At 70.2% G+C, this 24,946-nt stretch carries 29 protein-coding genes and 1 tRNA gene; 18 read left to right on the top strand and 12 right to left on the bottom strand.

The window, feature by feature from the left end; translation table 11 throughout:
• The first annotated feature begins 90 nt into the window (after window positions 1-90).
• Window positions 91-1,290, top strand: coding sequence for a damage-control phosphatase ARMT1 family protein (locus LC193_RS13575; protein WP_226074340.1), 1,200 nt, complete (start codon window positions 91-93; stop codon window positions 1,288-1,290).
• Window positions 1,291-1,350: 60 nt separating this feature from the next.
• Here the strand turns inward: LC193_RS13575 and katG are convergent, their stop codons facing one another.
• A complete protein-coding gene (gene katG / locus LC193_RS13580) occupies window positions 1,351-3,582 on the bottom strand; it encodes a catalase/peroxidase HPI (protein WP_226074342.1) in 2,232 nt (743 codons plus the stop codon).
• A gap of 312 nt (window positions 3,583-3,894) precedes the next feature.
• Here katG and LC193_RS13585 point away from each other — a divergent pair, with 312 nt between their 5' ends.
• Complete coding sequence (locus LC193_RS13585; protein ID WP_226074343.1) at window positions 3,895-4,314, top strand: Fur family transcriptional regulator; 420 nt, start codon at window positions 3,895-3,897, stop codon at window positions 4,312-4,314.
• 158 nt (window positions 4,315-4,472) lie between these two features.
• On the opposite strand, the gene LC193_RS13590 is transcribed toward LC193_RS13585, so the two are convergent.
• Window positions 4,473-4,814 (bottom strand): hypothetical protein, encoded by a 342-nt coding sequence (locus tag LC193_RS13590; protein ID WP_226074344.1) that lies wholly within the window; start codon window positions 4,812-4,814, stop codon window positions 4,473-4,475.
• A gap of 283 nt (window positions 4,815-5,097) precedes the next feature.
• Window positions 5,098-5,772 (bottom strand): Crp/Fnr family transcriptional regulator, encoded by a 675-nt coding sequence (locus tag LC193_RS13595; RefSeq protein WP_226074345.1) that lies wholly within the window; start codon window positions 5,770-5,772, stop codon window positions 5,098-5,100.
• A gap of 139 nt (window positions 5,773-5,911) precedes the next feature.
• On the opposite strand from LC193_RS13595, the gene LC193_RS13600 reads away from it, so the two are divergent.
• The 4 genes from LC193_RS13600 (at window position 5,912) to LC193_RS13615 (ending at window position 8,365) form a co-directional block, all read left to right on the top strand.
• On the top strand, window positions 5,912-6,100 hold the full coding sequence (locus LC193_RS13600) for a site-specific integrase (protein WP_226074346.1): 189 nt from the start codon (window positions 5,912-5,914) through the stop codon (window positions 6,098-6,100).
• Entirely contained in the window at window positions 6,064-6,537 is a 474-nt protein-coding gene (locus LC193_RS13605) for a tyrosine-type recombinase/integrase (RefSeq protein ID WP_264086270.1), read from the top strand. Before LC193_RS13600 ends, LC193_RS13605 begins: the two co-directional genes overlap by 37 nt.
• 470 nt (window positions 6,538-7,007) lie before the next feature.
• Window positions 7,008-7,403 carry a DUF6188 family protein gene (locus LC193_RS13610; RefSeq protein ID WP_226074348.1) on the top strand — a complete coding sequence of 132 codons (396 nt, stop codon included), beginning with the start codon at window positions 7,008-7,010 and terminating at the stop codon, window positions 7,401-7,403.
• A 347-nt stretch (window positions 7,404-7,750) separates the two neighbouring features.
• A complete protein-coding gene (locus LC193_RS13615) occupies window positions 7,751-8,365 on the top strand; it encodes a COG1361 family protein (RefSeq protein ID WP_226074349.1) in 615 nt (204 codons plus the stop codon).
• 385 nt (window positions 8,366-8,750) lie between these two features.
• On the opposite strand, the gene LC193_RS13620 is transcribed toward LC193_RS13615, so the two are convergent.
• The 4 genes from LC193_RS13620 to LC193_RS13635 are packed head-to-tail and all read right to left on the bottom strand — an operon-like array spanning window position 8,751 to window position 10,279.
• On the bottom strand, window positions 8,751-9,053 hold the full coding sequence (locus LC193_RS13620; protein WP_226074350.1) for a hypothetical protein: 303 nt from the start codon (window positions 9,051-9,053) through the stop codon (window positions 8,751-8,753).
• Window positions 9,050-9,391, bottom strand: a complete 342-nt coding sequence (locus LC193_RS13625) for a hypothetical protein (RefSeq protein WP_226074351.1) — start codon at window positions 9,389-9,391, stop codon at window positions 9,050-9,052. Before LC193_RS13625 ends, LC193_RS13620 begins: the two co-directional genes overlap by 4 nt.
• A complete protein-coding gene (locus LC193_RS13630; protein ID WP_226074352.1) occupies window positions 9,388-9,789 on the bottom strand; it encodes an ATP-binding protein in 402 nt (133 codons plus the stop codon). The genes LC193_RS13625 and LC193_RS13630 overlap by 4 nt, the downstream gene beginning before the upstream one ends.
• Before the next feature lie 58 nt (window positions 9,790-9,847).
• Window positions 9,848-10,279, bottom strand: a complete 432-nt coding sequence (locus LC193_RS13635) for an NUDIX hydrolase (protein WP_226074353.1) — start codon at window positions 10,277-10,279, stop codon at window positions 9,848-9,850.
• Between the two features lie 87 nt (window positions 10,280-10,366).
• On the opposite strand from LC193_RS13635, the gene LC193_RS13640 reads away from it, so the two are divergent.
• The 8 genes from LC193_RS13640 (at window position 10,367) to LC193_RS13675 (ending at window position 16,914) form a co-directional block, all read left to right on the top strand.
• Window positions 10,367-11,155 (top strand): GntR family transcriptional regulator, encoded by a 789-nt coding sequence (locus LC193_RS13640; protein ID WP_226074354.1) that lies wholly within the window; start codon window positions 10,367-10,369, stop codon window positions 11,153-11,155.
• A 187-nt stretch (window positions 11,156-11,342) separates the two neighbouring features.
• Entirely contained in the window at window positions 11,343-13,001 is a 1,659-nt protein-coding gene (locus LC193_RS13645) for an SCO3933 family regulatory protein (RefSeq protein WP_226074355.1), read from the top strand.
• 117 nt (window positions 13,002-13,118) lie between these two features.
• Window positions 13,119-13,682, top strand: coding sequence for a DUF2637 domain-containing protein (locus tag LC193_RS13650; protein ID WP_226074357.1), 564 nt, complete (start codon window positions 13,119-13,121; stop codon window positions 13,680-13,682).
• Between the two features lie 13 nt (window positions 13,683-13,695).
• Entirely contained in the window at window positions 13,696-13,881 is a 186-nt protein-coding gene (locus LC193_RS13655; RefSeq protein ID WP_226074359.1) for a mobile element transfer protein, read from the top strand.
• 16 nt (window positions 13,882-13,897) lie between these two features.
• Entirely contained in the window at window positions 13,898-14,092 is a 195-nt protein-coding gene (locus LC193_RS13660) for a hypothetical protein (RefSeq protein WP_086159787.1), read from the top strand.
• A 112-nt stretch (window positions 14,093-14,204) separates the two neighbouring features.
• On the top strand, window positions 14,205-15,527 hold the full coding sequence (locus LC193_RS13665) for a replication initiator (RefSeq protein WP_226078585.1): 1,323 nt from the start codon (window positions 14,205-14,207) through the stop codon (window positions 15,525-15,527).
• Window positions 15,524-15,751, top strand: coding sequence for a helix-turn-helix domain-containing protein (locus tag LC193_RS13670; protein WP_226074361.1), 228 nt, complete (start codon window positions 15,524-15,526; stop codon window positions 15,749-15,751). Before LC193_RS13665 ends, LC193_RS13670 begins: the two co-directional genes overlap by 4 nt.
• Window positions 15,748-16,914 carry a site-specific integrase gene (locus LC193_RS13675; protein WP_226074363.1) on the top strand — a complete coding sequence of 389 codons (1,167 nt, stop codon included), beginning with the start codon at window positions 15,748-15,750 and terminating at the stop codon, window positions 16,912-16,914. The genes LC193_RS13670 and LC193_RS13675 overlap by 4 nt, the downstream gene beginning before the upstream one ends.
• 76 nt (window positions 16,915-16,990) lie before the next feature.
• On the opposite strand, the gene LC193_RS13680 is transcribed toward LC193_RS13675, so the two are convergent.
• Both LC193_RS13680 and LC193_RS13685 read right to left on the bottom strand, forming a co-directional pair.
• A tRNA-Pro gene (locus tag LC193_RS13680) sits at window positions 16,991-17,064 on the bottom strand.
• A 45-nt stretch (window positions 17,065-17,109) separates the two neighbouring features.
• Complete coding sequence (locus tag LC193_RS13685) at window positions 17,110-18,051, bottom strand: metallophosphoesterase (protein WP_226074365.1); 942 nt, start codon at window positions 18,049-18,051, stop codon at window positions 17,110-17,112.
• 42 nt (window positions 18,052-18,093) lie between these two features.
• Between LC193_RS13685 and LC193_RS13690 the strand changes: the two genes are divergently transcribed.
• Window positions 18,094-18,558 carry a GatB/YqeY domain-containing protein gene (locus tag LC193_RS13690; protein WP_226074367.1) on the top strand — a complete coding sequence of 155 codons (465 nt, stop codon included), beginning with the start codon at window positions 18,094-18,096 and terminating at the stop codon, window positions 18,556-18,558.
• A gap of 42 nt (window positions 18,559-18,600) precedes the next feature.
• On the opposite strand, the gene LC193_RS13695 is transcribed toward LC193_RS13690, so the two are convergent.
• On the bottom strand, window positions 18,601-20,793 hold the full coding sequence (locus LC193_RS13695; protein ID WP_226074368.1) for a transglycosylase domain-containing protein: 2,193 nt from the start codon (window positions 20,791-20,793) through the stop codon (window positions 18,601-18,603).
• Window positions 20,794-21,133: 340 nt separating this feature from the next.
• Here LC193_RS13695 and LC193_RS13700 point away from each other — a divergent pair, with 340 nt between their 5' ends.
• On the top strand, window positions 21,134-21,496 hold the full coding sequence (locus LC193_RS13700) for a WhiB family transcriptional regulator (protein WP_226074369.1): 363 nt from the start codon (window positions 21,134-21,136) through the stop codon (window positions 21,494-21,496).
• Window positions 21,497-21,523: 27 nt separating this feature from the next.
• Here the strand turns inward: LC193_RS13700 and LC193_RS13705 are convergent, their stop codons facing one another.
• The gene (locus LC193_RS13705; RefSeq protein WP_226074370.1) at window positions 21,524-22,888 is read right to left on the bottom strand and encodes an ArsA family ATPase; all 1,365 of its coding nucleotides are present in this window, start codon (window positions 22,886-22,888) and stop codon (window positions 21,524-21,526) included.
• A gap of 234 nt (window positions 22,889-23,122) precedes the next feature.
• Window positions 23,123-24,064 carry an ArsA-related P-loop ATPase gene (locus tag LC193_RS13710; RefSeq protein WP_226078586.1) on the bottom strand — a complete coding sequence of 314 codons (942 nt, stop codon included), beginning with the start codon at window positions 24,062-24,064 and terminating at the stop codon, window positions 23,123-23,125.
• Between the two features lie 166 nt (window positions 24,065-24,230).
• On the opposite strand from LC193_RS13710, the gene LC193_RS13715 reads away from it, so the two are divergent.
• Together LC193_RS13715 and LC193_RS13720 are read left to right on the top strand one after the other, a co-directional pair.
• Window positions 24,231-24,389, top strand: a complete 159-nt coding sequence (locus tag LC193_RS13715) for a DUF4177 domain-containing protein (RefSeq protein ID WP_086159779.1) — start codon at window positions 24,231-24,233, stop codon at window positions 24,387-24,389.
• Entirely contained in the window at window positions 24,386-24,871 is a 486-nt protein-coding gene (locus LC193_RS13720) for a RidA family protein (protein WP_226074371.1), read from the top strand. The genes LC193_RS13715 and LC193_RS13720 overlap by 4 nt, the downstream gene beginning before the upstream one ends.
• The last annotated feature ends 75 nt before the right edge of the window (window positions 24,872-24,946 follow it).

Consider the following 24,946-nt stretch of genomic DNA (forward strand, 5'->3'; position numbering starts at 1 on the left):
GGTGCTGGAATGGACGGGGAGGTCGCGGCGCCGACCGAAGGACGGGCGCCGCCCCGGGCACACCACGGACGCGCGGAGGACACGGACACCATGACCGACCGGACTCGCAACGACGCCCGCGCCCCGCGCGGGGACCGGGCACCACTCATCCTGGGCAACGAGCCCGGCTCGTTCGCCCACGGCGTCCTGGCCGAGCGCCACCCGGCCCTGATCCGGCAGGTGCGCGAGGCGTTCCCGTACGGTCCCCGGCAGGCCCGTGCCCTCGACGGCCTGCTCGACGAGATCACCGGCGACGCCGTCGCCCCACTTCCCACCACGGCCCACGACCACCGCCAGTGGTCGGACTGGGGGCGCGAGCACATCGGACGGCTGTGGTTCGACGCGCCGTTCCTCTGGGCGGAAAGCTACTTCTACCGCAGACTGCTCGGCGCCGTCGGGTACTTCGACGACGGCCCGTGGCAGGGCGTCGACCCCTTCGCGCCGTTCAAGCGCGCGGAGTTGGACGGGACCACCGTGGACGAGGAACTGCGGGCCCTGGACGCGCTCGCCGACGCGCCCGCCGAGGAACGGGCGAACGCCCTGCTGCTGGCATCACTGTGGGGCAACCGCGCCGACCTCGGCTTCCGCGCCACGGCCGACGAGCCCGCGCCGGGCGAGGCGACCCCGGGCCTGGTCGCGGACGACAGCGCCGCGTTGTGGTCGCTGCTGACCGACGCGCATCCCGGAACCGTGGCCGTGGTGGCGGACAACGCGGGGCGCGAACTCGTTCCGGACCTCATCTTCATCGACCACCTGCTCACGCGCGGGCTCGCGAGGCGGGTGATGATTCACGTGAAACCAACGCCGTACTACGTCTCGGACGCCATGTTGGCGGACGTTCTCGACTGCCTGCGCCGCCTCGCCGGGGCGCCGGGGGCGGCGGGCCGGATCGGCGGCCGGCTGTGGGACGCCATGGCGACGGGCCAACTGGACGTCCGCACCCACCCGTTCTTCTGCGCCCCGCTGCCGTACGAGGAGATGCCGCCGGACCTGCGCGAGCAGTTCGCCGCCGCGCGACTCACCATCCTGAAGGGCGACCTCAACTACCGCCGCCTCGTGGGCGACCGGCTGTGGGACCCGACCACGCCGTTCGCCGCCGTGACCGCGTACTTCCCCGGCCCGGTCGCGGCGTTGCGCACGCTGAAGTCGGACGTGATCACGGGGCTGGAACGGGGGACGGTGGACGCCCTGGAACGTTCGGGGGCGACATGGCGCACCAGCGGCACACACGCGTTGATCCAGGTCGCGTAGCGGGCCACCGCACAGTGATGTCCGGGTCGACCGGTACCGGCCGACCCGGACGCGTCACCGTCAGACGAGGTCGAACCGGTCCAGGTTCATGACCTTGACCCACGCCGCGACGAAGTCGTTGACGAACTTCTCCTTCGCGTCATCGCTCGCGTAGACCTCCGCGAGCGCGCGCAGCTCGGAGTTCGACCCGAAGACGAGATCCGCGCGGCTGCCGGTCCACTTGACCTCGCCCGTGGCGGAGTCGCGGCCCTCGAACGTGTTCGCGTCCTCGGACACGGACTTCCACGTCGTGCCCAGGTCGAGCAGGTTGACGAAGAAGTCGTTGGTCAGCGAGCCGGGGTTGGCGGTCAGGACGCCCAGCGACGACTGCGGCGCGGTCACGCCCAGCACGCGCAGGCCGCCGACGAGGACCGTCAACTCGGGTGCGCTCAGGGTCAGCAGGTTCGCCCGGTCGATGAGCAGGTACTCGGCCGGCAGCCGGCTGCCCTTCCCGAGGTAGTTGCGGAACCCGTCGGCCACCGGTTCGAGCGCGGCGAACGACTCCACGTCCGTCTGCTCCTGCGACGCGTCGACACGCCCCGGAGTGAAGGGCACGTCCACGGCGAACCCGCCGTCCTGCGCGGCCCGCTCGACGGCCGCGCTGCCGCCCAGCACGATCAGGTCGGCCAGCGACACGCGCTTGCCGCCGGTCTGGGCGGCGTTGAAGGACTCCTGGATCTCCTCAAGCGCGCGCAGCACCGTCGCCAGCTGGTCCGGGTCGTTGACCTCCCAGCCGCTCTGCGGCTGGAGGCGGATGCGCGCGCCGTTGGCGCCGCCCCGCATGTCGCTGCCCCGGTAGGTGGAGGCCGAGGCCCAGGCGGTGGACACCAGCTGGGTGACGGAGAGGCCCGAGGCGAGGATGCGCTCCTTGAGGGCGGCGATGTCATCGGCGCCGATGGGCTCGTACGTCGCCGCCGGCAGCGGGTCCTGCCACGAAAGCGTCTCCTGGGGCACCTCGGGACCGAGGTAACGCACGACCGGGCCCATGTCGCGGTGGGTCAGCTTGAACCACGCGCGGGCGAAGGCGTCCGCGAACTCGTCCGGGTTCTCGTGGAAGCGGCGCGAGATCCGCTCGTAGGCCGGGTCGAAGCGCAGCGACAGGTCGGTCGTCAGCATCGTCGGGGCGTGGCGCTTGGCGGGGTCGTGGGCGTCGGGCACGGTGTCCGCCCCGGCGCCGTCCTTCGGCCGCCACTGGTTCGCGCCCGCGGGGCTCTTGAACAGCTCCCACTCGTAGCCGAAGAGGATGTCGAAGAAGCTGTTGTCCCAGGTGGTCGGGGTGTCCGTCCAGATGCCCTCAAGACCACTGGTGATCGTGTCGGCGCCCTTGCCGGTGCCGTGGCTGTTGCGCCAGCCGAGGCCCTGCTCCTCGATCGAGGCGGCCTCGGGGTCGGGGCCGACGGCGTCCGCCGGGCCGGCGCCGTGCGTCTTGCCGAAGGTGTGGCCTCCGGCGATCAGGGCGACGGTCTCCTCGTCGTTCATCGCCATCCGGCGGAACGTCTCGCGGATGTCGCGCGCGGCGGCGATCGGGTCCGGGTTGCCGTTGGGGCCCTCGGGGTTGACGTAGATGAGGCCCATCTGCACCGCGCCGAGCGGGCTTTCGAGGTCGCGGTCACCGGTGTAGCGCTCGTCGCCGAGCCAGGTGGTCTCCGGGCCCCAGTAGACGTCGTCCTCGGGCTCCCACACGTCCTCGCGACCGCCGGCGAACCCGAACGTCTCGAAGCCCATCGACTCCAGCGCGACGTTGCCCGCGAGAATCATGAGGTCCGCCCACGACAGGCTCTGCCCGTACTTCTTCTTGACCGGCCACAGCAGGCGGCGGGCCTTGTCGAGGTTTCCGTTGTCCGGCCAGCTGTTGAGGGGCGCGAAACGCTGCTGGCCGGCCCCGGCGCCGCCGCGGCCGTCGCTGATGCGGTAGGTGCCCGCGCTGTGCCACGCCATCCGGATGATGAACGGCCCGTAGTGGCCGAAGTCGGCCGGCCACCAGTCCTGCGAGGTCGTGAGCACCTCGGCGATGTCCCGCTTCACGGCCGGCAGGTCGAGGCTCTTGAACGCCTCGGCGTAGTCGAACGTCTCACCCAGCGGGTTCGCGACGGCGGGGTTCTTGGCGAGGATCTTCAGGTTGAGCCGCTCCGGCCACCACTGCTGGTTCCCGCCGCCCTGCGTCGGGTGCGGGGCGCGCTGGTGCGCGACAGGACAACCGCCCGACCCCTCCGTCTTGGGATCGGTGACGATCGCGTCGGGGTTCTCGGCCATGGGAATCCTCTCGGAGAAAGCGAATGACGGTGCTCAGGATGAGTGGTGGCGGAACAGCCGCGCCACGGGCGTCGGTTGGCGCCCTCTCGGCCGCGCCGGACGGGCGGCCACGAGCAAGGAGGGCCGCGACTGCCCTCGACCGGGGCGAGCTCGTACGGTGATGGAGGGAGCCGTCACGTGCCTTTCCCCGTTGTGGTGCTGTCCCTTGGCTGTCGCCGGAACCGATCCTACGATGGACATATTCCAAGTCAATATGACCACCAGGGTCATACAAGCTCATTCGTCCGACAATGCACTGTTAGATTGGTGGCCATGAGTGACCTGCTGGAACGACTGCGCGGGCGCGGCTGGCGAATGACCGCTCAGCGCCGGGTCGTCGCCGAGGTGCTCGATGGCGAGCACGTCCACCTCACCGCGGACGAGGTGCTCGCGCGCGCGACCGCCCGGCTGCCCGAGATATCCCGGGCGACCGTCTACAACACCCTCGGCGAACTCGTCTCGCTCGGCGAGGTCCTCGAAGTGGCCACCGACGGGCGCGCCAAGCGTTACGACCCCAACGCCCACCGCCCGCACCACCACTTGGTCTGCTCCGGCTGCGGCACCATCCGCGACGTGCACCCCACCGGCGACCCCCTCGCCGACCTGCCGGCCTCCGAGCACTTCGGCTTCACCGTCTCGGGCGTAGAGGTCACCTACCGCGGCCTCTGCCCCACCTGCGCCCCCACCCCCTGACCGCGCGCACGGAGAGCGGGCATGAAACCCGGCCCGCGTATCTCAGAACGACAGGCCCCAGCCCGCTGCGGGCAAGCGGTACTCCCGCCACCGTCCACATCTGCTGACGGCCTGGGCCGAAACCGTCTTCCATGAGTCTTGTGAGCACGCGGCTGGGGTCATGACGACGCACGAGGTCGACGTTCGCGCGAGACCGAGTACTTCTCCAATATCTCCGCGGTCTGCCCCACGATCCGCTGCTCCGCACGCTCACGGGCTGCTGCGGCGATCTCGTTGGGGCCGCATCCCAGCCAGCGCATCACGTTGAGCGCCACGCTGACCATGTCCACTGCTTCGCGTACAGCCGCGTCGCGGTTCTTCGCGAACAAGTGCTGTTCCAGTTCGTCGAACTGAGCGTCCGACGCCCGGCGGAAGTGGAGCAGCGGCTCGTTCAGCAGGGCCTGGTGAGCCTCGTCCCACGCATCCCAGAGAGGCTGGAACGGTCCCAATTCCTCGTTCATGGTGACGCACCCTTCTGCAAGCCAGAGACTGACGAACGCCTCAGGTCAGCAACTGTTGAGCCATGAGTCCGACAACGATGAAGACAGAACCTGCGAGTCCGAGTGCGAACGCACGCCGACCGGAGAGAGCCGCGATCTCGAAGTCCTGCGTACGCATGCCTCCACCGATTAACGCAATCGCTACGCAGATCGCACCGATCACCTCCAGGGACACAGCCCTACCCCCACCCGTAAAATTACCTAACCGTGTGGGTATTTTTACCCTCACGTGAGGGCGTGTCAATCATCGATTGTCAATGAATCTCCGTAGAGCCTCAACGTCCTCCACGACCATCGCGCCCCTTCCCGTAGCCACGAGCCCTCGGTCACGGAGCAGCCTCAAGGACCTGACGACGGCTTCGCGAGAGGCCCCGGCAGCACTCGCGAGATCGTTTTGGGAGAGCGGCACGCTGATCCCTCGCTTGCCACCGCCCTCTCGGGTCATCGCATCGGCGAAGCCGATCAACAGACGAGCAAGCCGAGCACTCACCGGAAGCGCGAGGTACGCCAGGTGCGCCGCGTCAGATTGACGGCGCCGACGCACCGCTGCCCGATACATCACGGGCCACAACCGCTGCCCTTCGACAAAGAACAGCAGATCCTCGCCCTTGATCGACAGCCCTTCGACGGGAGTGATCGTGGTGACACTGGCAGAACGCGGCTCCCCCGACAGCACGCCCTCGTCCCCCAGCACCTCCCCGGGACCTCGGACAGCGAGGAGCGAGACCGTCCCCCACTGCGACGCCTGCGCCACCTTCACAAGCCCCTTCCGCAAGATGAGGGCATCGCGAGAAGGCTGCCCCTCCCAGAAGATTGTGTGCCCTGCGGGGAACCGGACAGGCCCGCCTAGCGCCTCCAGGGCCTCCAACTGGGCGTCGTCCAGCGCGTCAAGAACGCTCAGCGAAGTCACGTCGGCCATGCTCAGGAGTGTATTTCCACAGTCACTGGCCCAGCGGGAAGTGACGGCGCGCCCATGCCTCGCCGGCAAGCACAGCAGGCCACTGTCAGTGGGTGGGTCAGACCCGCCAGCGGCGTCACCATGAATATCATCACTGTCAGTGGAGGAAGCCTGCCGTTTCCTGGAACGGGCCGAGGCGGAACGGGACTACCTCTACGCCGCCTACGTCCTGGTGCTCGTCCTCGGCCTGCGGAAGGGGGAGTGCTGGGGCTCACCTGGTCGGACGTGGACCTCGACGCGGGGGAGCTGCGCGTGCGGCATCAGCTTCAGCGGGTCCGGCGCCGACTGATCCATTCGGACGTCGCCAAGACCGAGGCGTCGGAAGCCGTGCTGCCCCTGCCGGATATCTGCACCGCCGCCCTCCGGGCCCGGTGGAAGGAGCAAGCGGCGGCACGGGAAGCGGCCAAAGAGGTCTGGCCGGACTCGGACATGGTCTTCACCACCCGGTACGGCACACCGATCGCTCCGAGGAACTTCAACCGAGAGTTCGTCCGCCGCTGCGAGCGGGCCGGCGTCCGCGTGATCCGCGTGCACGACACCCGGCACACCTGCGGGTCGCTCCTGGCCGCGATGGACGTGCACCCGCGCATCGCCATGCAGATCCTGCGGCACTCCGAGATCGCGGTCACCATGGAGGTGTACACCCACGTGCCGTCCAAGGAGACGCGGAAGGCGCTGCGGAAGCTGGGCAAGGCCCTCGGCGGGAAGGGTCGGCACAAGTCGTAGCGGTTGCTGTACTTCGCTGCTGTACGGACAACAGAACAAGGGACCTACTCAAATGAGTAGGTCCCTTGACCTGTGTCGGGGTGGCGGGATTTGAACCCACGACCTCTTCGTCCCGAAGCAACCACCCTGGCCCTGGCACCTGCCGCTCCCCCTGCCCTGAGCTGCACCAACCATTCGCGGGCGTCCACCGACGTCCGGCGGTGTTCGCACCCGTTGTCACGCAGTTGGTCACGCAGCCCCGGTTGCCTTCCTGCTGGCCGAGGCGCACGCTCTCCAGGTCTGTTGGTGCCTCCCCGCCGACCGTTCGGGCTCGTTCACGTGCGTCTACGTCGGGCTGCGGAGGGCCGCGACAGACTTCCCTGAACGACTGCGGTCGTGGCTGAATGAGACGGAAACTGAGACGGTGGCCGTCGGGCCCGCCGGGATCCGGGTGGTTCATGGCAGGGGGACGTCGGCGGTCAGGAGAAGCGGTGAAGGTACCCAGGGCTCTGGTCGGGGCGGGGGTGGAGCGCACGGCGTTCGACTACCAGGTGCGGCTCCTCCTCCGGACCTACCCTGCAAGCATGATCGGCGCGGTCGACGCCGAGTTGGTTGTGGAGACACCATTTCTGATCCGTCCTCCCGGGGACAGCTGGCATGAACTGACACCCGGGTCGGGCGTTTCACTTGCCCCAGTGCTCGGCCTCTTCGGCCAGTCGATCACGACGGTCGATATCTACGGTCGAGGCATGCTGACCCTCGACTTCGGCGACGGTGCCAGCCTGCGCGTCCCCCCGGACGCACAGTTCGAGTCCTGGCGCCTGGACGGCCACGGTGTCACACCCATCACGGTCGGCCCCGGCGGCGAAGATCGCTGGGAGGCATGACAACGCGAGACGCTCCGAGGCGCCAACCTTCTGATCCGTAACTCGAAAGAGACCGGTCATGGGAGGCTATACAGGCTGTCCGGAGGCTGTTGAGGGCCAGGATGAGCCCTGGGCGGTCGTGGGGTGGTTGTACTTCGCTGCTGTACCGCTACCGGGCCTTACGACATGGTCAGGCGTGGCGCCATGCCTCGAAGAACCGCTCACGATCCTTTGCGGTTTCGGGCTCCAGCCTACTGGCTAGCGCAGGGCGCCTATCTACCTGGTTCGATTGACTTATCTCTCAGGTTCAGCGGACATGGCTCGATCAGGACACGTATTCTGAAACACAGAGACAAGAAGGAGGGGCGATGTCCACTGGTCCCGCATGGCTAGCGGCAGCAGCAGGGGCGGCGGGAGCCGGAGCAGCATGGTTCGCTGCTGCAAACGGTGTGCGCACACTCCGTCAAACCCGGCGCGACAGCATCAGCAAAAGCAGGCCAATGGTAGCCGCAGAATTCAGAGATGCTCGACCGTCCCCAAGCACCTTGTACCTTGTCATTCGAAACTACGGCCCATCGGTGGCAAAAAATATAAAGATCACCTTCGCACCCGAAATTATCGAAACTTCCAGCGAAAGCCTGGCGTCCTACATAAGGGCTCGCTATTCGAAAAAGATCCCCACCTTGACGCCGGGCGCCGAACTCAAAAATATTTACTACGTCGGAGAATCCCGAGACGGCGTTTTCGTCAATTCGGAGCCCATGCCCGAGCAGGTTGTAGTCACAATCTCGTATGAGTCTGCCGATAGCAAGCAAGTGTACACAGATGCTTACGATCTAGACGTTGAGGTCATGAAGGGAGAAACCTGGTCATCTTCTTCACTATCCATGGAGAATCAAGCAAAAGAGGTGCGCGCGAGCTTGAAGAAGATTGCCCAGTCGATTCAGAGTATCGACCGATCAATAAAAGGGCGACGCGAGTAGCCCTACCTTGCAGGGCATGGAAGCGTCAGCGAACGTCGGTGGAGCGGGTTTGGGCGGTGTCCTGTCGGGGTTGGGGTCGTGCATGGTCAGGGGGCCGTACGCTTCCTCAGCTGATCGGGCGGGGCGGAGCCCTGCCCGGTTAATCCGGCCGATGGCCCCCTGGCCTTGCCCGACGCGGGCCCCGAGCCCGGCAGGTGCGTAAAGCCGTGGAGCCGACCCCCAGCCACGACGGCGCCCGGGACAGCAACTTCCTACGGCCTGCATGTTGGTGCGCGGTCGGCGGGCCTGGGCCGGAGCGGGGCGGAGACATGAGCGGCGGCCCGGGGGCCGCCGCTGCCGCGCGCGCCGCGCTACGCGCGGCGCCTTGAAGTCGTGGAGAAGGTTGTTACTCGTTGGGGCGTCTGGGGTGTGGTGGTTGGTGTTGTTGGCGGTGGGCTTCGATGGCGTAGGTGGCTGCTTCGGCTTGGTGGATGGTGAGTTGGAGTCGGTTGAGGATGTCGCGGCGGGCTTGGGTGATGAGGTCGGTGTGGTGGGTGTTGGGGGCCCGTGGGGTCCAGGTGCGGCCGTTGCTGTGGTGGTCGAGGATGTGGGCGCAGGTTCGGATGACGGCGTTCATGACGTTGGTGATTTCGGCGCGGTAGCGGTGTTCGGCTTCCTCGGCCTGGCGTCGGGCGTCTTCGTTGGTCATGGGTCCTGTCGGGGTAGGGCGGTGCGGCCTGCGGGGCGGGCGGAGAGCAGGTAGCGGACGGTTCCGTCGTGGATGGTGTGGGTGTACATGCCTCCTTCGGTCAGGACGTCGAGGGCGTATTGGTGCTCGCGGTTGTCGATGAGCCAGTGGTGGGCGGGTCCGGCGGTGGCGGGGTCGAGTTGGTCGGTGATGTGGCCGGCGCGTGCGCGGAGCCAGCGCAGGGCGAGGCGTGGTGTGGCTGCGGGGCGGGAGCCGAGCCAGTACGTGTGGCTGTCGTGGACGGTGTAGGCGATGGCTTCGCACCAGTAGCCGAGCCGCGGTTCCATGGTGGGGGTCATGGCTGCGGGCTCGTTCTGCTCAGTTCGGCGGTGACGGCGTGCCCGTCGTGCTGGTTGCCCCGGATGGTCAGGGTGGTGGCGAGTGCTTGGACCAGGGCCAGGCCCCGGCCGTGGGGCTCGGTGGTGTTCGGGTGGGTGATGCGGGGCTCGGTGGCGGTGCCTCCGGCGTCGGTGACCGTGATGGTGAGGGTGTCCGGCGTGAGGATGATGTTCAGCCGGAAGGTCGTCTTGCCGCTGTCGGTGTGGGTGATGGCGTTGGTGGCCAGTTCGGTGATGATCAGGGCCGCGTCGTGTGCCCACGGGGTCCCGGACAGGATTCGGTGGGTGAAGTCGCGGGTGCGGCTGAGTTCTTCGGGGAGTCCTGGACAGTCGACTACCCACACGAACCAATCACTCATATACTCGTGCATACAAGTTGCTTTCTGCTAGTGGGCGGCTATGGACAGGATGGCTGTGCTAGATGAGTCGGACGCCGTCGTGGGCGCGGACGGCCGGCGGGGTGGTGGCGTTCATGGCATCGAGGACGCGGACGGCGTATGCCTCGTCGGCCAGGTTGGCGACCTCGTCGCGGGTGGCCCACCGCAGGGCTTTGGTCTCGGCCCCGGTGGTGGCCTGGCCCTCGATCGCCTGGCAGCGGAAGACGAGGGAGACGATCAGTCGGGTCATGTTCTTGTAGACGCCGGTGAGCGTGGCGGGCTGGGCGATCTTGATGCCGGTCTCTTCGAGGACTTCCCGGGCAAGAGCGTCGGGGATCGTCTCGCCCGGTTCGAGGACTCCGCCCGGCGGCTCCCAGTGCCCGTTGTCCCGCCGCTGAATGAGCAGCGCGCGGCCTGCGCCGTCGATGATGACTCCGGCGACGCTCACCGAGTGGGGGCGTTCGGTGCTCACTGTCGTGGCCTCTTTCTGGTGGCTAAGGTTTCCACCGTAGCAACGAAACACAGCTTCTCGTCTAGATACCTAAAGGAGTAACCGGACATGGTGGCTCTCCCCTCCGGCGTGCTGGGCGCGCTGGACTCCACGAGTGATCGCGCGGTGTTCCGCCAGATCGCTGACCAGCTGCGGGAAGCGATCGACAAAGGACGCTTCAAGGAGGGTGCCAAGCTGCCGTCCGAATCCGAGCTGGTGGAGCACTACGGCGTCTCCCGGATGACCGTGCGCAACGCTCTGTCCGTTCTTCAGGGTGAGGGCCTGGTGCACTCGGAGCACGGCAAGGGCGTGTTCGTCCGCCCCCGGCCGCCGGTGCGGCGTCTGGCCTCCGACCGGTTCGCCCGGCGGCACCGCGAGCAGGGGAAGTCCGCGTTCACCGTGGAGGCCGAAGCCGCGGGGAGCCGTCCGGAGGTCGACAGCCTGGAGGTGAAGGAGGAACGGCCGACACAGGACATCTCCGCGCGGCTGGGCTCGCCCCGCCGGGTGCTGGCCCGGCGCCGCAGGTATCTGCTGGATGGCCGGCCGGTGGAGTTCGCCGCATCCTTCCTGCCACTGGACCTCGCGCGGAACACCCCCATCGCCGAACCGAACCCGGGCCCCGGCGGCATCTACGCCAGACTGGAGGAACTGGGCCACCGGCTCGACCACTTCGAGGAGGAGATTCGGGCCCGGATGCCCACGCCCGGGGAGGTCAAGACACTGCGGCTGGCCTCCGGCGTGCCCGTCATCCACCTGATCCGGACCGCGTTCGACACCGAAGGGCGGCCGGTCGAGGTGTGCGACACGGTCATGGCGGCCGACGCATACGTGCTGGCCTACCAACTCCCCGCCACGTAGGAGCGGGTGGGCGGGTGCCTCTCTCCGGGTGACTTGTACGCACCTTCTCCCCTACTCGTATAGACGAGTGGCTGAGTGTGTGGCATGCTGGAGCGCGTCACCGCCCCTCACGGGATCGGTTCGCCGCATCTTGTCTAGACGACTAGCTGGCTAGTGGGTCGATCCCGGTACAGAAGGAGAAGTTGAGTTGCGTTCCATCCGAGTTGAGACGTCCGCCGCCACCATCCTGCTGACGGAGGCTCCGGCGCCGAAGGTGCGGGACCGGCAGACGGGGGAGATCGCGAAGGACGCGGTGTCCGGCGAGGCGTTGATGCGTCTGGGTGTGGTCTACATCGAAGACGGGGAGTCCTCGCTAATTCAGGTCACGGTGCCGGAGTCGGGGGTGTCGGAAGGGCTGGCGCTGGGCGCCCCGGTGGTGCTGCCGGGGCTGGTGGCGCGGCCGTGGGAGTCGGTGTTCAACGGGCAGCAGCGCCACGGCATCGCCTTCCGCGCCGCTGCCGTCACCCCCGCCGCGATCCGCGACCTCCTGACCAGGAGCGAGCCGCAGCCGCAGGCGCAGCCCGGTCGCGGTCGGACGCAGCATGCCCCGCCGGGGCGGAACGGGCCGCACCTCACGCCGGGGCGTTGCCCGCACCGCCAGCGCCCGCAGCCGGGACGGCGGAACGGTCAGACCGCACGCGTCCATCACCGACCCGTAGGAGCCCAGCAGCCGGGCGGCCGAGACGGGCGCGCCGACCGCCGACCAGTACAGGCTGGGGGCAGGGGGTCCCGTTGCCGCGATCGGTGGCGGGGCCGTCTACGCGCGGGCCAGGTACCCGCAGTTGCCGCCTCGACGGAACGGCTGCGGCATGCCTGGGGTGTGCACGCCGTGCACGTGGCGGAGATCAAGCCGGGCAAGGTGGAACTGCGGCTGGTCGGCTACGACGTCCTGCACCACGTCCGCATGCCCAGAAGAACAGAGAACCGTCTTCTGCGGGTGCCGGTGGCGCTGCGCGAGGACGCCACGGCGTTCGTGCGCGACTACCGCGCCGTGCCACACCAGTTGACGCTGGGCGCGACGCTGTCGGGGAAGTCGATGTACCTGCGGCACCTGGTCTCCGGCCTGGCGCCCGAGCCGGTGGCCCTGGTGGGCATCGACTGCAAGCGCGGGGTGGAGCTGGCGCCGTTCGCCCCTCGCCTGTCGGCACTGGCGACCGACCCACGGCAGGCGGCCGAGTTGCTGCCGGTCCTGGTGACGCTAATGGAGGAGCGCTACGACCTGATACGCGCCCGTCAGGGCATCCCGCCCACGGTCGCGGACGGGGAGATCACCTCTGACGTCTGGGGTCTGCCAGAGCAGGAACGTCCCGTGCCGGTGGTGGTGTTCGTCGATGAGGTGGCCGAACTGTTCCTCACCGCGACACGGAAGGATGAGGAACGGCGGGACGAGATGGTCACCCAGCTCGTCCGGCTGGCGCAGCTCGGCCGTGCGGCGGGGATCTATCTGGAGGTGTGCGGGCAGCGTTTCGGCGCCGAGCTGGGCAAGGGAGCGACCATGCTGCGCGCCCAGCTCTCCGGGCGCGTGTGCCACCGGGTGAACGATGAGGCATCGGCCAAGATGGCGCTGGGCGACATCGCCCCCGAAGCCGTCGCGGCGGCCTGCGCCATCCCCGCCGAACGACCGGGCCTCGCCGTGGCAGGCGACACCTCCGGCGGATGGTCCCGCATCCGCACCCCGTTCCTGTCCCTGGCCGAAGCTTCCGCCCGCTGCCGTGCCTTCGCACACCTGGCCCCGGACATCCCCGCGCTCAAGCCGTTCCAGCCGCTGACGGCCTTGCCGGTCGAATCCGACCCGGCCACCGCCTGATCTCCCGCTTCCCCGCTCACGGTCGGCGTGACCGTCTTCGCGCCGTGTCCCTACCCCTGCCATGCCCGGAGACAGATACCCCTGCCATGCCCGGAGACAGAAAGGAGGTGCCTACTCGTGCGTGCTCACCTGGCGCGGGTGGATGCCGTGCTGGTGCAGGCGGTCATCGCCGCCGCGCTGTCCTTCGCCCACATCCACGACCTCGCAGCAGCGGCCGGACAGGACGGCTGGAAAGCCTGGGCCTACCCCATCTCCGTCGACCTGCTCATGGTCGCGGCCTGGCGGCGCCTGCGCAGCGGAACGGGCCGGGCGGCCGGGTGGTGCTGGTTCCTCATCGCTCTTGCCGCCTCACTCGGCGCGAACATCGCCACCGCTGGCCTCCTCGACATGGGCAACGTGCCGGCCTGGCTGCGCATCCTCGTGGCCGGATGGCCTGCCGTCGCCTTCCTCGGCGGAACCCTCCTCGCCCACCAACCAGAAACCCAATCCGCAGTGGTCCCAGCCGAACCGGCGCCACCGGAACGGCCCGCCATCCCCGTGCCCGACGCGCTGCTCGCGCACGCACGGAAGATCGCCGCCGACCACCACGCCCGCACCGGCCAACCCATCGACGCACCCGCCCTGCGCGCCCGCCTCGGCGTCCCCGCACCGCTGGCCGACGCCATCACCCAACAACTCTGAAGGGAGAACAGCCATGCTGCGCCGCTTCCGCAACCTCGCCCGTATCGGCCCGGTCGAGGTCGGCACCGCCAACGACTGCCGCGGCCGGACCAGACACACCGCCGCGTGCACCGCGCCGCGCTGCGGGTTCTCCGCCGAGTACGACACCCGCTCCGCCGCCGAACTCGCCGCCCGCACCCACCGCTGCCCTGCCCACTGAACGGAGCCCACCACCCGTGGACGTGAACCTGCCCCTGGTCGTCCTCCTCGGCCTGGCCGTCTGGGCCGCCGTGAAGTTCCTCGGCGTCCGCCCCTGGCTCGTCGCCGTGATCGCCCTGTTCGGCTTCTACCTCTCCGACACCTTCGCCGCCCCCGCCATCGACTCCGGCACCCGCACCGGCGTCGAGATCATCAACGACCAACACGACTAGACAACTAGCCACATGCGGCCCCGGTGGCTCGATACCGCCAAGCATCCACCGCCACCGGGGCCCACTCCCGCGAAGGAGCACTCCCATCATCCCCCGCACCACCCCCGCACCGCTGCCCGAACTCACCAAACTCGCCGCCACCGGCACCCTCCCCGCCCTCGCCCGGCAACTCTCCACGCTCGGCGGATGCACCCGCCCCATCCGCCTCACCGGCCACCGCACCGAACACCACCTCGACATCACCACCGGCGAAATCGGCACAGCTTTGCGGCGCCTCGACTCCGACGCCATGCCCGCCGGGAACCTGCTCACGCGCTGCAACAACCGCCGCGCCACCCAGTGTGCGGCATGCGCCGAGACCTACCGCCGCGACACCTACCACCTCATCACCGCAGGACTCAAAGGCGGCAAAGGCGTACCCGAACACGTCGGAACGCACCCGCGCGTCTTCGCCACCTTCACCGCACCCGGCTTCGGCCCCGTCCACAACCGGCCCAACGCGCGCCCGGCCTGCCGGTGCGGCGCCGTTCACGGGCCGGATGACCCGGCCCTCGGTACACCGATCGACCCGGAGCGGTACGACTACGAGGCGGCCGTGCTGTGGAACGCCCACGCCGGAGCCCTGTGGCGCCGCTTCACCATCTACCTGCGCCGCGAAATCGCCAAACGCGCCGGAATCACCCAACGGGCCTTCGCCAGCCACGCCCGGATGGCCTTCGCCAAAGTCGCTGAGTACCAAAAACGCGGAGCCGTCCACTTCCACGCCGTCATCCGCCTCGACGGCCCCGACGGCGGCCACAGCGCGCCACCGTCCTGGGCCACGGCCGGCCTGCTCACCGACGCCATCCGAGCCGCTGCCAACTCCGCCGAGGTGGCCGGACCAGTCGTTGACGGACGCGGCCACCGCTTCCGCTTCGGCCGACAGCTCGACATCCGCACCATCCGCTCCGCCGACTTCGACCACGGACAAGAACTGACCGAACAAGCCGTCGCGGGCTACATCGCCAAGTACGCCACCAAAGGCGCCGAAGCGGCAACGGGCACCCTCGACCGGCCCCTGCGCTTCCTGGCCGAACTCGCGCCCCTGGACATCACCGACCACGCACGCCGCATGATCCGCACCACCTGGACCCTCGGCGCACGCAAAGACCTCGAACACCTCCGCCTCCGCGCCTGGGCCCACATGCTCGGCTTCCGCGGCCACTTCTCCACCAAATCCCGCCGCTACTCCACCACCCTCGGCGCGTTGCGCGACGCGCGGGCCGAATGGCGACGCCAGCAGAACAACGACCGGCCCGAGGGAACCACCCTCGTCCTCGGCCACTGGACCTACGCCGGAACCGGCCTCAGCCCCGCCGAAGCATGGCTCTCCATCACCCTCGCCCGAACCGACCAGACCCACCGCACCACCGCACGCGAAGAGGAGTGGCGATGACGACGGTTCTGTCCGTCGACCATGAGGCGGCGGCCCCCGAACCGTTCCTCTACCGGGTCGAGGAAGCCATGCGTGTGCTGAACCTGAGCCGCAGCGTCATCTACGAGCAGATCCGCGCCGGGCGGCTGCGGGCCGTGCGGCAGGGGCGCGCTCGGCGTATCCCGGCCAGCGCCATTCGCGACTACGTGGCGCTCCTCGAACGTGAGGCGGTGCGCGGCCGATGACCAAGCGCCGCAGCAGAGGGGACGGCGGGCTGCACTGGGACCCCAAGCGGGAACGCTGGATCGCCACGGCCAGCCTCGGCTACGACGGTCGCGGCAAGCGCATCGTCAAGCGCGGGAGCGGCCGGACCAAGACCGAGGCGAAGGCCAAGCTGAAGGAAGTCCTGCGCGACTACGAGGACGGCTTGGCCATCGCGCCCACCGGCTACACCGTGGAGAACGCCGTCAACGACTGGCTCGCCTACGGCCTGGCCGGACGTACCGCCGCGACCGTGCAGACCTGCACGATCCTCAGCCGCACGCACATCCTCCCGGATCTCGGCAGGCTCAAGCTCCGTGATCTCGGCGCCGAAGACGTGGACAAGTGGCTTGCCGAGAAGGCGAGAACGCTGAGCACCCGCACCCTCCAGTCGCTCCACGGGTGCCTGAACCGCGCCGTGAAACGGGCCATGGCCCGCGACAAGGTGAAGCGGAACGTCGTCGAGCTGTGCAGCGTCCCCACGGGCCGGGCCGGGCGGCCGTCCAAAGCGCTCACGCTCACCCAGGCCGAAGCCGTGCTCAGGGCCGTCGAGGGCGATCCGATGCACGCGTACATCGTGGTCTCGCTCCTCACCGGGGCCCGCACCGAGGAGCTGCGCGCGCTCACCTGGGACCACGTGGACCTGGACGGCCGCCCGCACGCCGTGCCGGCCGTCCCGCCGCACATCGCGGTGTGGCGGTCGGTCCGGCACGGCGGCGACACCAAGACCAGGAAGTCCCGGCGGACCCTCGCCCTGCCCGGCCGCTGTGTGGAGGCCCTGAGGGCTCACCGCGCCCGGCAGGAGGAACGCCGCGGGATCGCGGGCGTGAAGTGGCAGGATCGCGGGCTCGTCTTCGCCTCCGAGGTGGGCACCGAGCTGGACGCGGCGAACGTCCGCCGCGCCTTCCGGCGGGCCGTAGCCAAGGCCGCGGGCATCGTTCCGGCCGAGTGGACGCCCCGGGAGCTGCGGCACAGCTTCGTGTCCCTGCTGTCCGACCGGGGAGTCCCGCTGGAGGAGATCTCCCGGCTGGTCGGGCACTCCAGCACGTCCGTCACGGAGGAGGTGTACCGCAAGCAGATCCGGCCCGTGATCCAGACCGGGGCCGTCGCCATGGACCGCATCTTCAGCGCGGAGCGGGAACCGTAGTCACGCAGTTGGACACGCAGATGAGGTCAGGATTCCCGCTCTCTTGAAGAGCGAGGTCCTGACCTCATCGTTTGCGTCGGGGTGGCGGGATTTGAACCCACGACCTCTTCGTCCCGAACGAAGCGCGCTGCCAAGCTGCGCCACACCCCGGTGCAGCGACGACTACTCTACTCGACCGCCCCCCCGTACGGGAAATCAGCTTTCGCGCGGGGCCAGCGTCAGCAGGGTCGCCTCCGGGGGGCAGGCGAAGCGGACCGGGGTGTAGCGGTTGGTTCCGCAGCCGGCGGACACGTGCAGGTAGCTGGTGCGGCCGGCGGACTCGTGGGTCGACAGGCCCTTGACGCGCCCCGGGTCGATGTCGCAGTTGGTGACCAGGGCGCCGTAGAACGGGACGCACAGCTGGCCGCCGTGGGTGTGCCCGGCCAGGATCAGCGGGTAGCCGTCGGCGGTGAACGCGTCGAGGGTGCGCAGGTAGGGGGCGTGCACGACGGCGAGGGAGAGGTCCGCGCCCGTCTCCGGCCCGCCGGCCACCTCGTCGTACCGGTCGCGGCGGATGTGCGGGTCGTCGAGCCCGGTGAGGGCGATCTCCGCGCCGGCCGCCTTGATGCGCCCGCGCGCGTTGGTCAGGTCGGCCCAGCCCGCGTCGTCGAACGCGTCCCGCAGCTCCCACCAGGGGTTGCGGGGAACGTTGCGCGCGGGCGCGTTGCCGTTGAGGCCGTGGCGGCCGGTGGCGCGTTCCGCGAGGTAGCGCGCGGGGTTGCGCAGGCGCGGCGCGTAGTAGTCGTTGGAGCCGAAGACGTAGGCGCCGGGGAATTCGAGGAGCGGCCCGAGGGCGTCGAGGACCTCGGGGACGGCTTCGGGGTCGGAGAGGTTGTCGCCGGTGTTGATCACGGCGTCCGGGCGGAGCCCGGCGAGGGACCGCAGCCACCGCTGCTTCTTGCGCTGCCCCGACACCATGTGGATGTCGGAGACGTGCAGCACGCGCAGCGGGCGGGCGCCTGGGGCCAGTACCGGGACGGTGACCCGGCGCAGCCGGAAGGACCTGGCCTCGAAGCCGGCGGCGTAGGCGACCGTGGCGGCGGACACGGCGGTGACGGCGAGGGCAGCGTTGAGGGGGATGCGGTAGCGGGCGCGCATGAAGCCATCGTTTCAGATGGCCGGTACCGCACAATGGGGGGCATGACCACGTTCAAGTCCCGGCTGCGGGACGACCTCACGGCATCGATCAAGGAGCGCGACGAGCTGCGTTCCGCCACTCTGCGGATGGCCCTCGCGGCGATCACCACGGAGGAGGTCGCCGGCGAGACGGCGCGCGAGCTGTCCGACGCCGAGGTGCAGAAGGTGCTCGCCCGGGAGGCGAAGAAGCGCCGGGAGGCGGCCGAGGCGTTCGACAAGGGCGGGCGCCCCGCGCAGGCGGAACGGGAACGGGCCGAGGGCGAGGTGCTGGCCGGTTACCTGCCGCAGCAGCTGACGGACGCGGAGCTGGCCGAGCTCGTGGACGCCGCGGTGGCCGAGGCCAGGGCGGGCGGCGCGGAGGGCCAGAAGGCGATGGGGGCGGTCATGAAGATCGTGAACCCGCGGGTCGCGGGCCGGGCCGAGGGCGGCCGGGTGGCCGCCGCGGTCAAGCGGGCCCTCGCGGGCTGAACCGGGCGGCCCCCGAGGGGGCCGCCCGGTCCGCTGGGCGGCTCAGTCCCGGTCGCGACCGGGTCGGCCGCGGTTGTCGCGGTCCTCGTCCCCGTCGCGGCCGGGCCGGTTGTCGCCGGGACGGTCGTCCTCCTCCTCGTCGCCCTCGCCGCGGGGCACGTCCACCTCGGGGAACGTGGAGGGGGCCACGCCTGCGAGCGCGCCGTTCATGGCCTGCCGCCAGATCGGCCCGGCGACGCTGGCGCCACCGGCCTGCGCGTGGTACTGGCCGGCGATGGTGATGCCGACCATGGCCTCGTTCTGGTTCTCGTTGCCGACGTGGACGGCCGTGGCCAGGTCGGGGGTGTAGCCGGCGAACCAGACGTCGCGCCGGTCGTTGGTGGTACCGGTCTTGCCGGCGCTCTGCCGGTCGGGCAGCGCGACGGAGCTGCCGGTGCCCTCCTCGACGACGTTGCGGAGCATCGCGTTGACGGTGTCGGCGTTGTCCTCCGCCATCACGCGCTCGCACGAGGGCTCGGGAACGGGCAGTTCCTCGCCCTCCGCGTCGGTCACCGCGGTGATGGACACCGGCGCGCAGTGCATGCCGCGGGCGGCGAACGTGGCGTAGGCGTTGGCCATCTGGAGCGGGGCGACGGTCTCGCTGCCGAGGGTGAGCGAGGGAACGGCGGCCAGGGGCTCGTTGTCGCCGCGTTCGACGCCGAGTTCGTCGGCCATCTGCATGGTCTCGCAGAGCCCGACCTCGCGTTCGAGCTCGACGAAGTAGGTGTTGACCGAGTCCGCGAGGGCAGCGGTCATGTCCCAGGTGCCCACCATGTCGTCGCGCTCGTTGCCCAGTTCGTAGTCGGGCTCGGCCTCGTCGGTCAGCGGCCGGCCCTCGCAGTCGCGGAAGTCGCTCTTGGGAACGGCGATCTCGTTGTCCGTGGTGTATTCGAGGGCTGGCGAGATGCCCTCCTCAAGGGCGGCGGCGGCCGTGATGGGCTTGAACGTGGAGCCCGGCTGGAAGCCGTACGCGGAACCGCCCATCTCGCTTGAGACGTTGAGGTTGATGGTGGTCTGGTGCTGCTCAGGGTCGTTGCCGTAGGGGCGGCTCTGCGCCATCGACAGGATGTGCCCGGTGCCCGGCTGGACGCCGACGACGGTCGCGGAGACGGAGTCCTCTGCGAACGCGCCGTCCTTCGCTGCCTGCGCGGCGGCCTCCTGGGCCTGCGGGTCGAGGGTGGTCCTGATGGTGAGGCCGCCGAGCGCCCACAGCGCCTCGCGCTCCTCGCGGGTCTCGCCGAAGACGGGGTTGCTCAGGAACTCCCACTTCACGTAGTCGCAGAAGAAGCCGGCGTCGTTCACCGCGGTGATGCAGCCCTGCCGCGGCTGGCTGACGTTCAGGCCGAGGTCGAGCGCCATCGCCTCGTCGGCCTCGGCCTCGGTGATGGCGCCGTTGTCCACCATGCTCGCCAGCACGGTGTTCCGCCGCTGGAGCGCCGTGTCCTCGTACTGCACCGGGTCGTACTGGCTGGGCGACTGGACGAGGCCGGCGAGCAGCGCGGCCTCGTGGAGGGCGAGTTCGGCGGCGGGCTTGGAGAAGTAGCGCTGGGACGCCGCCTCCGCGCCGTAGGCCTGCTGGCCGAAGTAGGTGATGTTGAGGTAGTTCTCCAGGATCTGATCCTTGGTCAGCTCCTCCTCCAGTTGGATGGCGTACTTCATCTCGCGGATCTTGCGGCCGAGGCCGGCGGCGCCGGTCTGGATGGTCGCCTCCGCGACGGCCTCCGGGTCGTCGCCCGCTGCCTCGACGAACACGTTCTTCACGTACTGCTGGGTGAGGGTCGAGGCGCCCTGTTCGACGCTGCCCGACTGGGCGTTCGTCGTGAGGGCCCGCAGGATGCCTTGCAGATCGACCGCGCCGTGCTCGTAGAAGCGGGCATCCTCGATCGCGACGATGGCCTGCCGCAGGTGCTCCGACATCTCGTCCAGGGGAACGACCGTGCGGTTCCTGGAGTAGACATCCGCGATGCGGTTGCCGTCGGCATCCAGGATGGTCGTCATCTGGGTGAGCGGCGGGCGCTCCATCATGGCGGGGATCTCGTCGAACCCCTCCATCGTGCCTCTGGCCGCGAGGCCGAAGGCACCCACGGCGGGCAGGGCGAGCCCCGCGAGCACCGCACCCGACAGCACGCTGACCCCGAGGAACTTGGCTACTTGCTGAGACGCGCTCAGCCCGCCACCGGGACGCTTCCTACTCATGGCCGCAAGCCTACGTTCTCAAAACCCGGACAGGGGTCCACCTGTTCGCTTAAGCTACTTACGGTTCACATGAACGGCCATACGTCAAGCACATGATCACTCGTAGGGGTGACTTTGAGGAGGGCCCGTGCCCTCCGTCACCACAACATTGACGAGTGCCCCACCTGCGTCACCCGTGCGGGTGACTTCGCGCAGGCCATAGTCCGTTCGGGCCATTCGAGAATGGGCCCGCTGGGGGTGTTGTGCCGTGCTCGCCTTCCGTAACGTCCTGCTCTGGCAAGGGTGAATATGCCGCTTGCCGCCGTGGGGGAGCCTCGATTCGGGAGAGGACGGCACCGGCATGAGCTGGGTTACCGACTGGAGTGCGCAGGCAGCCTGTCGCACGACGGATCCGGACGAACTGTTCGTACAAGGGGCTGCTCAGAACAGGGCGAAAGCGGTCTGCACCGGGTGTCCGGTACGGACCGAGTGCCTGGCGGACGCTCTCGACAACCGGGTCGAGTTCGGCGTCTGGGGCGGCATGACCGAACGTGAGCGACGCGCGCTGCTGCGCCGGCGGCCCACCGTCACCTCGTGGCGGCGGCTGCTCGAAACCGCGCGCACCGAGTACGAACGCGGCGCGGCGCGGACGGTCGTTCCGGCGACGGGCGAGTACGCGGAGGCGCGCCTGCGGCCCTGCCAGGACTACGCGCAGGCCGGCTGACACGGCCGCCGCGCCGTCGGCGGCGGGTCAGTCCCGCGGCCGGCTCCCCCCGCGCGCGAGCCTGTCACCGATCACCCGCAGCCCGGCGAGATCATGCACGTCACCGGGCAGCGCGGGCACCTCGGCCACCGGCACCTCGGGATGCAGCGCCGTAAAACGAGCCCGCGTGCGCGCCTCGCGTGCGATCCGGCGCATGCGCTCGGCGTGCACCCGCAGCAGATGGGCCGCGAACGCGTCCGCCGTGTCGTCGTCCTCAGGACCGCGACCGTCATCGGGGTCGCGGACGTGCCCGTCGGCCTCGTCGCCCGACGGGGGTGCGGCGGGTCCGGGAGCCGCGGACGCCGCGGAACGGGCCGCCGGGGAGCCGATGCCGGGAGAGTGGCGACCGCGTCGGGAGTCATCCTCCCCCGTTCCATGATCGACAATGCCGTCCGGACCGGATTCCCCCGCCTCCAGGGCCTCGGCCGCCGCCACCGCGCGCTCGGCGCCGAGGCGTGAGGCGTCCGAGGTGTGCACGCGGTTGAGGACGAGCCCGGCGAGAGGCATCCGTTCCTCACCGAGCCGTTCCACGAAGTACGCCGCCTCGCGCAGCGCGTCCCGCTCCGGCGCGGCGACGACGAGGAACGCGGTGCCGCGCGCCTGGAGCAGCCGGTACGTGGCGTCGGCGCGCGTCCTGAACCCGCCGAACATCGTGTCCATCGCGGCCACGAACGTTTGCACGTCCCGCAGCAGCGCCGCGCCCAGCACCTTGCCCAGCGTGCCGGTGACCATGGAGAGCCCGGCCATGCCCAGGCTCATCACCTTGCGCCCGGCCCGCCCGCCCGCCTTGGCCGGGGCGGCCAGCACGCGGATGAGCCGCCCGTCGAGGAACGACCCGAGCCGTTGCGGCGCGTCGAGGAAGTCGAGCGCGGAACGGCTCGGCGGGGTGTCGACGACGATCAGGTCCCACGTGCCGCCGGCCGCGAGCTGGCCAAGCTTCTCCATGGCCATGTACTCCTGCGTGCCGGCGAAGCCCGCGGACAGCGACTGGTAGAAGGGGTTGTCCAGGATCGCGCGGGCGCGCGCCGGGTCCGCGTGCGCCTCGACGATCTCGTCGAACGTGCGCTTCATGTCGAGCATCATCGCGAACAGCTCGCCGCCGGCCGCCGGGTCGACGCCGGGCACCGGGCGCGGCACGTTGTCCAGTTCCGCCAGGCCCATGGACTGCGCGAGCCGCCTGGCCGGGTCGATCGTCAGCACCACGACCCGGCGTCCGCGCTCCGCGGCGCGCAGGCCGAGCGCGGCGGCGGTCGTCGTCTTGCCGACGCCGCCCGAGCCGCAGCAGACGACGATGCGGATGGCGGGGTCGTCGAGCAGCGGGTCGATGTCGAGCCCCGGGACCTCATCGCTCACGGCCGCTCCCTTCCCGTTCTCCGGTCGGCCGAACGCCTCGGGCGCGCCGAACGCCTCGGGCGCGCCGAACGCCTCCGGTCGGCCGGATGTCCCCGGACCGCCGGACGGGCGCCGGGCACCGGGCGTTCCCCTCCGGCGCGACGCGTGGCGCGGCCGGGAGCGGCGGCGTTCCCCGGCGTGCGGGCAGCCTCGGGGTCGCCGGGGCCGAACCCGGGGCCTGGACGGTCGGCACGGTCACCACTCCAGGTCCCGCAGCAGGCGCGCGAGCCGGTAGAGACCGGCCAGGTCGACGCCGTCGGGCAGCAGGGGGAGTTCGTGGACGGGCGGCCCGAGGCCGGCGAGTTCCGCGCGCCGCCGCTCCTCAAGGGCCAGCCGCTGGGCGTGTTCGCGGCCCTGCGCGAGCAGCGGCGCGGCGAGCGCCTCGGCGTCCGGCAGACCGGCCGCGGCGAGCGCGCGGGCCAGGGCGCGCTCGCCGGTCCTGCCGCCGGCCGGGCGGGCGGCGCGGCGGGCGGGCCCGACCATGTTGACGAGCACGGACCCGACGGGGAGCCCGGCGGCGCGGAGTTCGGCGACGCCGTCCGCCGTCTCCTGCACCGGCATCTCCTCAAGGAGCGTGACCAGGTGCACGGCGGTCTCGGCGGAGGTCAGCACCCGCATCACGGCCTGCGCCTGGTGGTGGACGGGTCCCACGCGCGCCAGGCCCGCCACCTCGTGGTTGACGCCGAGGAAGCGGGTGATGCGGCCGGTGGGCGGCGCGTCCATGACGACGGCGTCGTAGGCCCGCCCGCCGTCGGCCCCGCGGCGCCTGACCGCCTCGCACGCCTTGCCGGTGAGGAGCACGTCGCGCAGTCCCGGCGCGACGGTGGTGGCGAAGTCGATCGCGCCGATGCGCCGCAGGGCGCGCCCCGCGCCTCCCAGCTTGTAGAACATCTGGAGGTAGTCGAGCAGCGCCTGCTCGGGGTCGATGGCGAGCGCGAACACCTCCCCGCCGCCCGGCCCGATGGCGATCCTGCGCTCCTCGTACGGCAACGCCTGCGTTTCGAACAACTGGGCGATGCCCTGGCGGCCCTCCACCTCGACCAGCAGGGTCCGCCGGCCGCGTTCCGCGAGGGCGAGCGCGAGGGCCGCGGCGACCGTGGTCTTGCCCGTGCCGCCCTTGCCGCTCACGACGTGCAGCCGGGGGCCCGCTCCCTCGGACGCCCCGGCGGGCCGCTCGCCCGCTTCGCCGGCCGGGCCGCTCGGCCCGGCGCGCTCCCCGCCTGTACCGCTCACGCTGCGAGCGTACGTGAGGGCCGCGGAACGCCACCGGGGAGTGTCGGTGGCGGTCGCTAGAGTGAGGGCCATGACGAAGTGGGAATACGCGACCGTGCCGCTCCTCGTGCACGCCACCAAGCAGATCCTGGACAACTGGGGTGATGACGGCTGGGAGTTGGTGCAGGTGATCCCTGGGCCGAACCCGGAGCAGCTGGTGGCGTACTTCAAGCGCGAGAAGCAGCAGTGAGCGCGCCGGGGGAGGGCGGCGCGGTCGAGGCGCGGCTCGCCGAGCTGGGGCTCGCGCTGCCCGAGGTGGTGCCGCCGGTGGCGGCGTACGTCCCGGCCGTGCGGACCGGCCGCTACGTGTACACCTCGGGGCAGGTGCCCATGGTGGGCGGCGAGCTGCCGACGGCGGGGAAGGTCGGTGCCGAGGTCAGCCCCGAGCGCGCGAAGGAGCTGGCGCAGATCTGCGCGCTGAACGCGCTGGCCGCGGTGAAGTCGGTCGTCGGCGACCTGGACCGGATCGTGCGCGTGGTCAAGGTCGTGGGGTACGTGGCCTCGGCCCCCGACTTCACCGGCCAGCCGCAGGTGGTGAACGGCGCGAGCGAGCTGCTTGGCGAGGCGCTGGGCGAGCGGGGCAGGCACGCGCGCAGCGCGGTCGGCGTGGCCGTGCTGCCGCTGGACGCCCCTGTGGAGGTCGAGCTGGTGGTGGAGCTCGGCGATGAGTGACGACGCGGCTCCGGCGCCGGGGGCCGCGGCGGCCGGTGGCGGTTCCGGTCGTGTTTCCGGTCGTGTTTCCGGTGG

Source organism: Streptomyces marincola (assembly GCF_020410765.1).
Lineage (GTDB): Bacteria > Actinomycetota > Actinomycetes > Streptomycetales > Streptomycetaceae > Streptomyces > Streptomyces marincola.

What these genes read in the sequence shown, in the direction of transcription:
- LC193_RS13715 (WP_086159779.1), top strand. Translation starts at nt 24,231, where the DNA reads ATGACGAAGTGGGAATACGCGACCGTGCCGCTCCTCGTGCACGCCACC.
- LC193_RS13615 (WP_226074349.1), top strand. Translation starts at nt 7,751, where the DNA reads ATGTCCACTGGTCCCGCATGGCTAGCGGCAGCAGCAGGGGCGGCGGGA.
- LC193_RS13620 (WP_226074350.1), bottom strand. Translation starts at nt 9,053, where the DNA reads ATGACCAACGAAGACGCCCGACGCCAGGCCGAGGAAGCCGAACACCGC.
- LC193_RS13695 (WP_226074368.1), bottom strand. Translation starts at nt 20,793, where the DNA reads ATGAGTAGGAAGCGTCCCGGTGGCGGGCTGAGCGCGTCTCAGCAAGTA.
- LC193_RS13585 (WP_226074343.1), top strand. Translation starts at nt 3,895, where the DNA reads ATGAGTGACCTGCTGGAACGACTGCGCGGGCGCGGCTGGCGAATGACC.
- LC193_RS13630 (WP_226074352.1), bottom strand. Translation starts at nt 9,789, where the DNA reads ATGAGTGATTGGTTCGTGTGGGTAGTCGACTGTCCAGGACTCCCCGAA.
- katG (WP_226074342.1), bottom strand. Translation starts at nt 3,582, where the DNA reads ATGGCCGAGAACCCCGACGCGATCGTCACCGATCCCAAGACGGAGGGG.
- LC193_RS13700 (WP_226074369.1), top strand. Translation starts at nt 21,134, where the DNA reads ATGAGCTGGGTTACCGACTGGAGTGCGCAGGCAGCCTGTCGCACGACG.
- LC193_RS13685 (WP_226074365.1), bottom strand. Translation starts at nt 18,051, where the DNA reads ATGCGCGCCCGCTACCGCATCCCCCTCAACGCTGCCCTCGCCGTCACC.
- LC193_RS13590 (WP_226074344.1), bottom strand. Translation starts at nt 4,814, where the DNA reads ATGAACGAGGAATTGGGACCGTTCCAGCCTCTCTGGGATGCGTGGGAC.
- LC193_RS13655 (WP_226074359.1), top strand. Translation starts at nt 13,696, where the DNA reads ATGCTGCGCCGCTTCCGCAACCTCGCCCGTATCGGCCCGGTCGAGGTC.
- LC193_RS13595 (WP_226074345.1), bottom strand. Translation starts at nt 5,772, where the DNA reads ATGGCCGACGTGACTTCGCTGAGCGTTCTTGACGCGCTGGACGACGCC.
- LC193_RS13675 (WP_226074363.1), top strand. Translation starts at nt 15,748, where the DNA reads ATGACCAAGCGCCGCAGCAGAGGGGACGGCGGGCTGCACTGGGACCCC.
- LC193_RS13625 (WP_226074351.1), bottom strand. Translation starts at nt 9,391, where the DNA reads ATGACCCCCACCATGGAACCGCGGCTCGGCTACTGGTGCGAAGCCATC.
- LC193_RS13670 (WP_226074361.1), top strand. Translation starts at nt 15,524, where the DNA reads ATGACGACGGTTCTGTCCGTCGACCATGAGGCGGCGGCCCCCGAACCG.
- LC193_RS13640 (WP_226074354.1), top strand. Translation starts at nt 10,367, where the DNA reads ATGGTGGCTCTCCCCTCCGGCGTGCTGGGCGCGCTGGACTCCACGAGT.
- LC193_RS13575 (WP_226074340.1), top strand. Translation starts at nt 91, where the DNA reads ATGACCGACCGGACTCGCAACGACGCCCGCGCCCCGCGCGGGGACCGG.
- LC193_RS13690 (WP_226074367.1), top strand. Translation starts at nt 18,094, where the DNA reads ATGACCACGTTCAAGTCCCGGCTGCGGGACGACCTCACGGCATCGATC.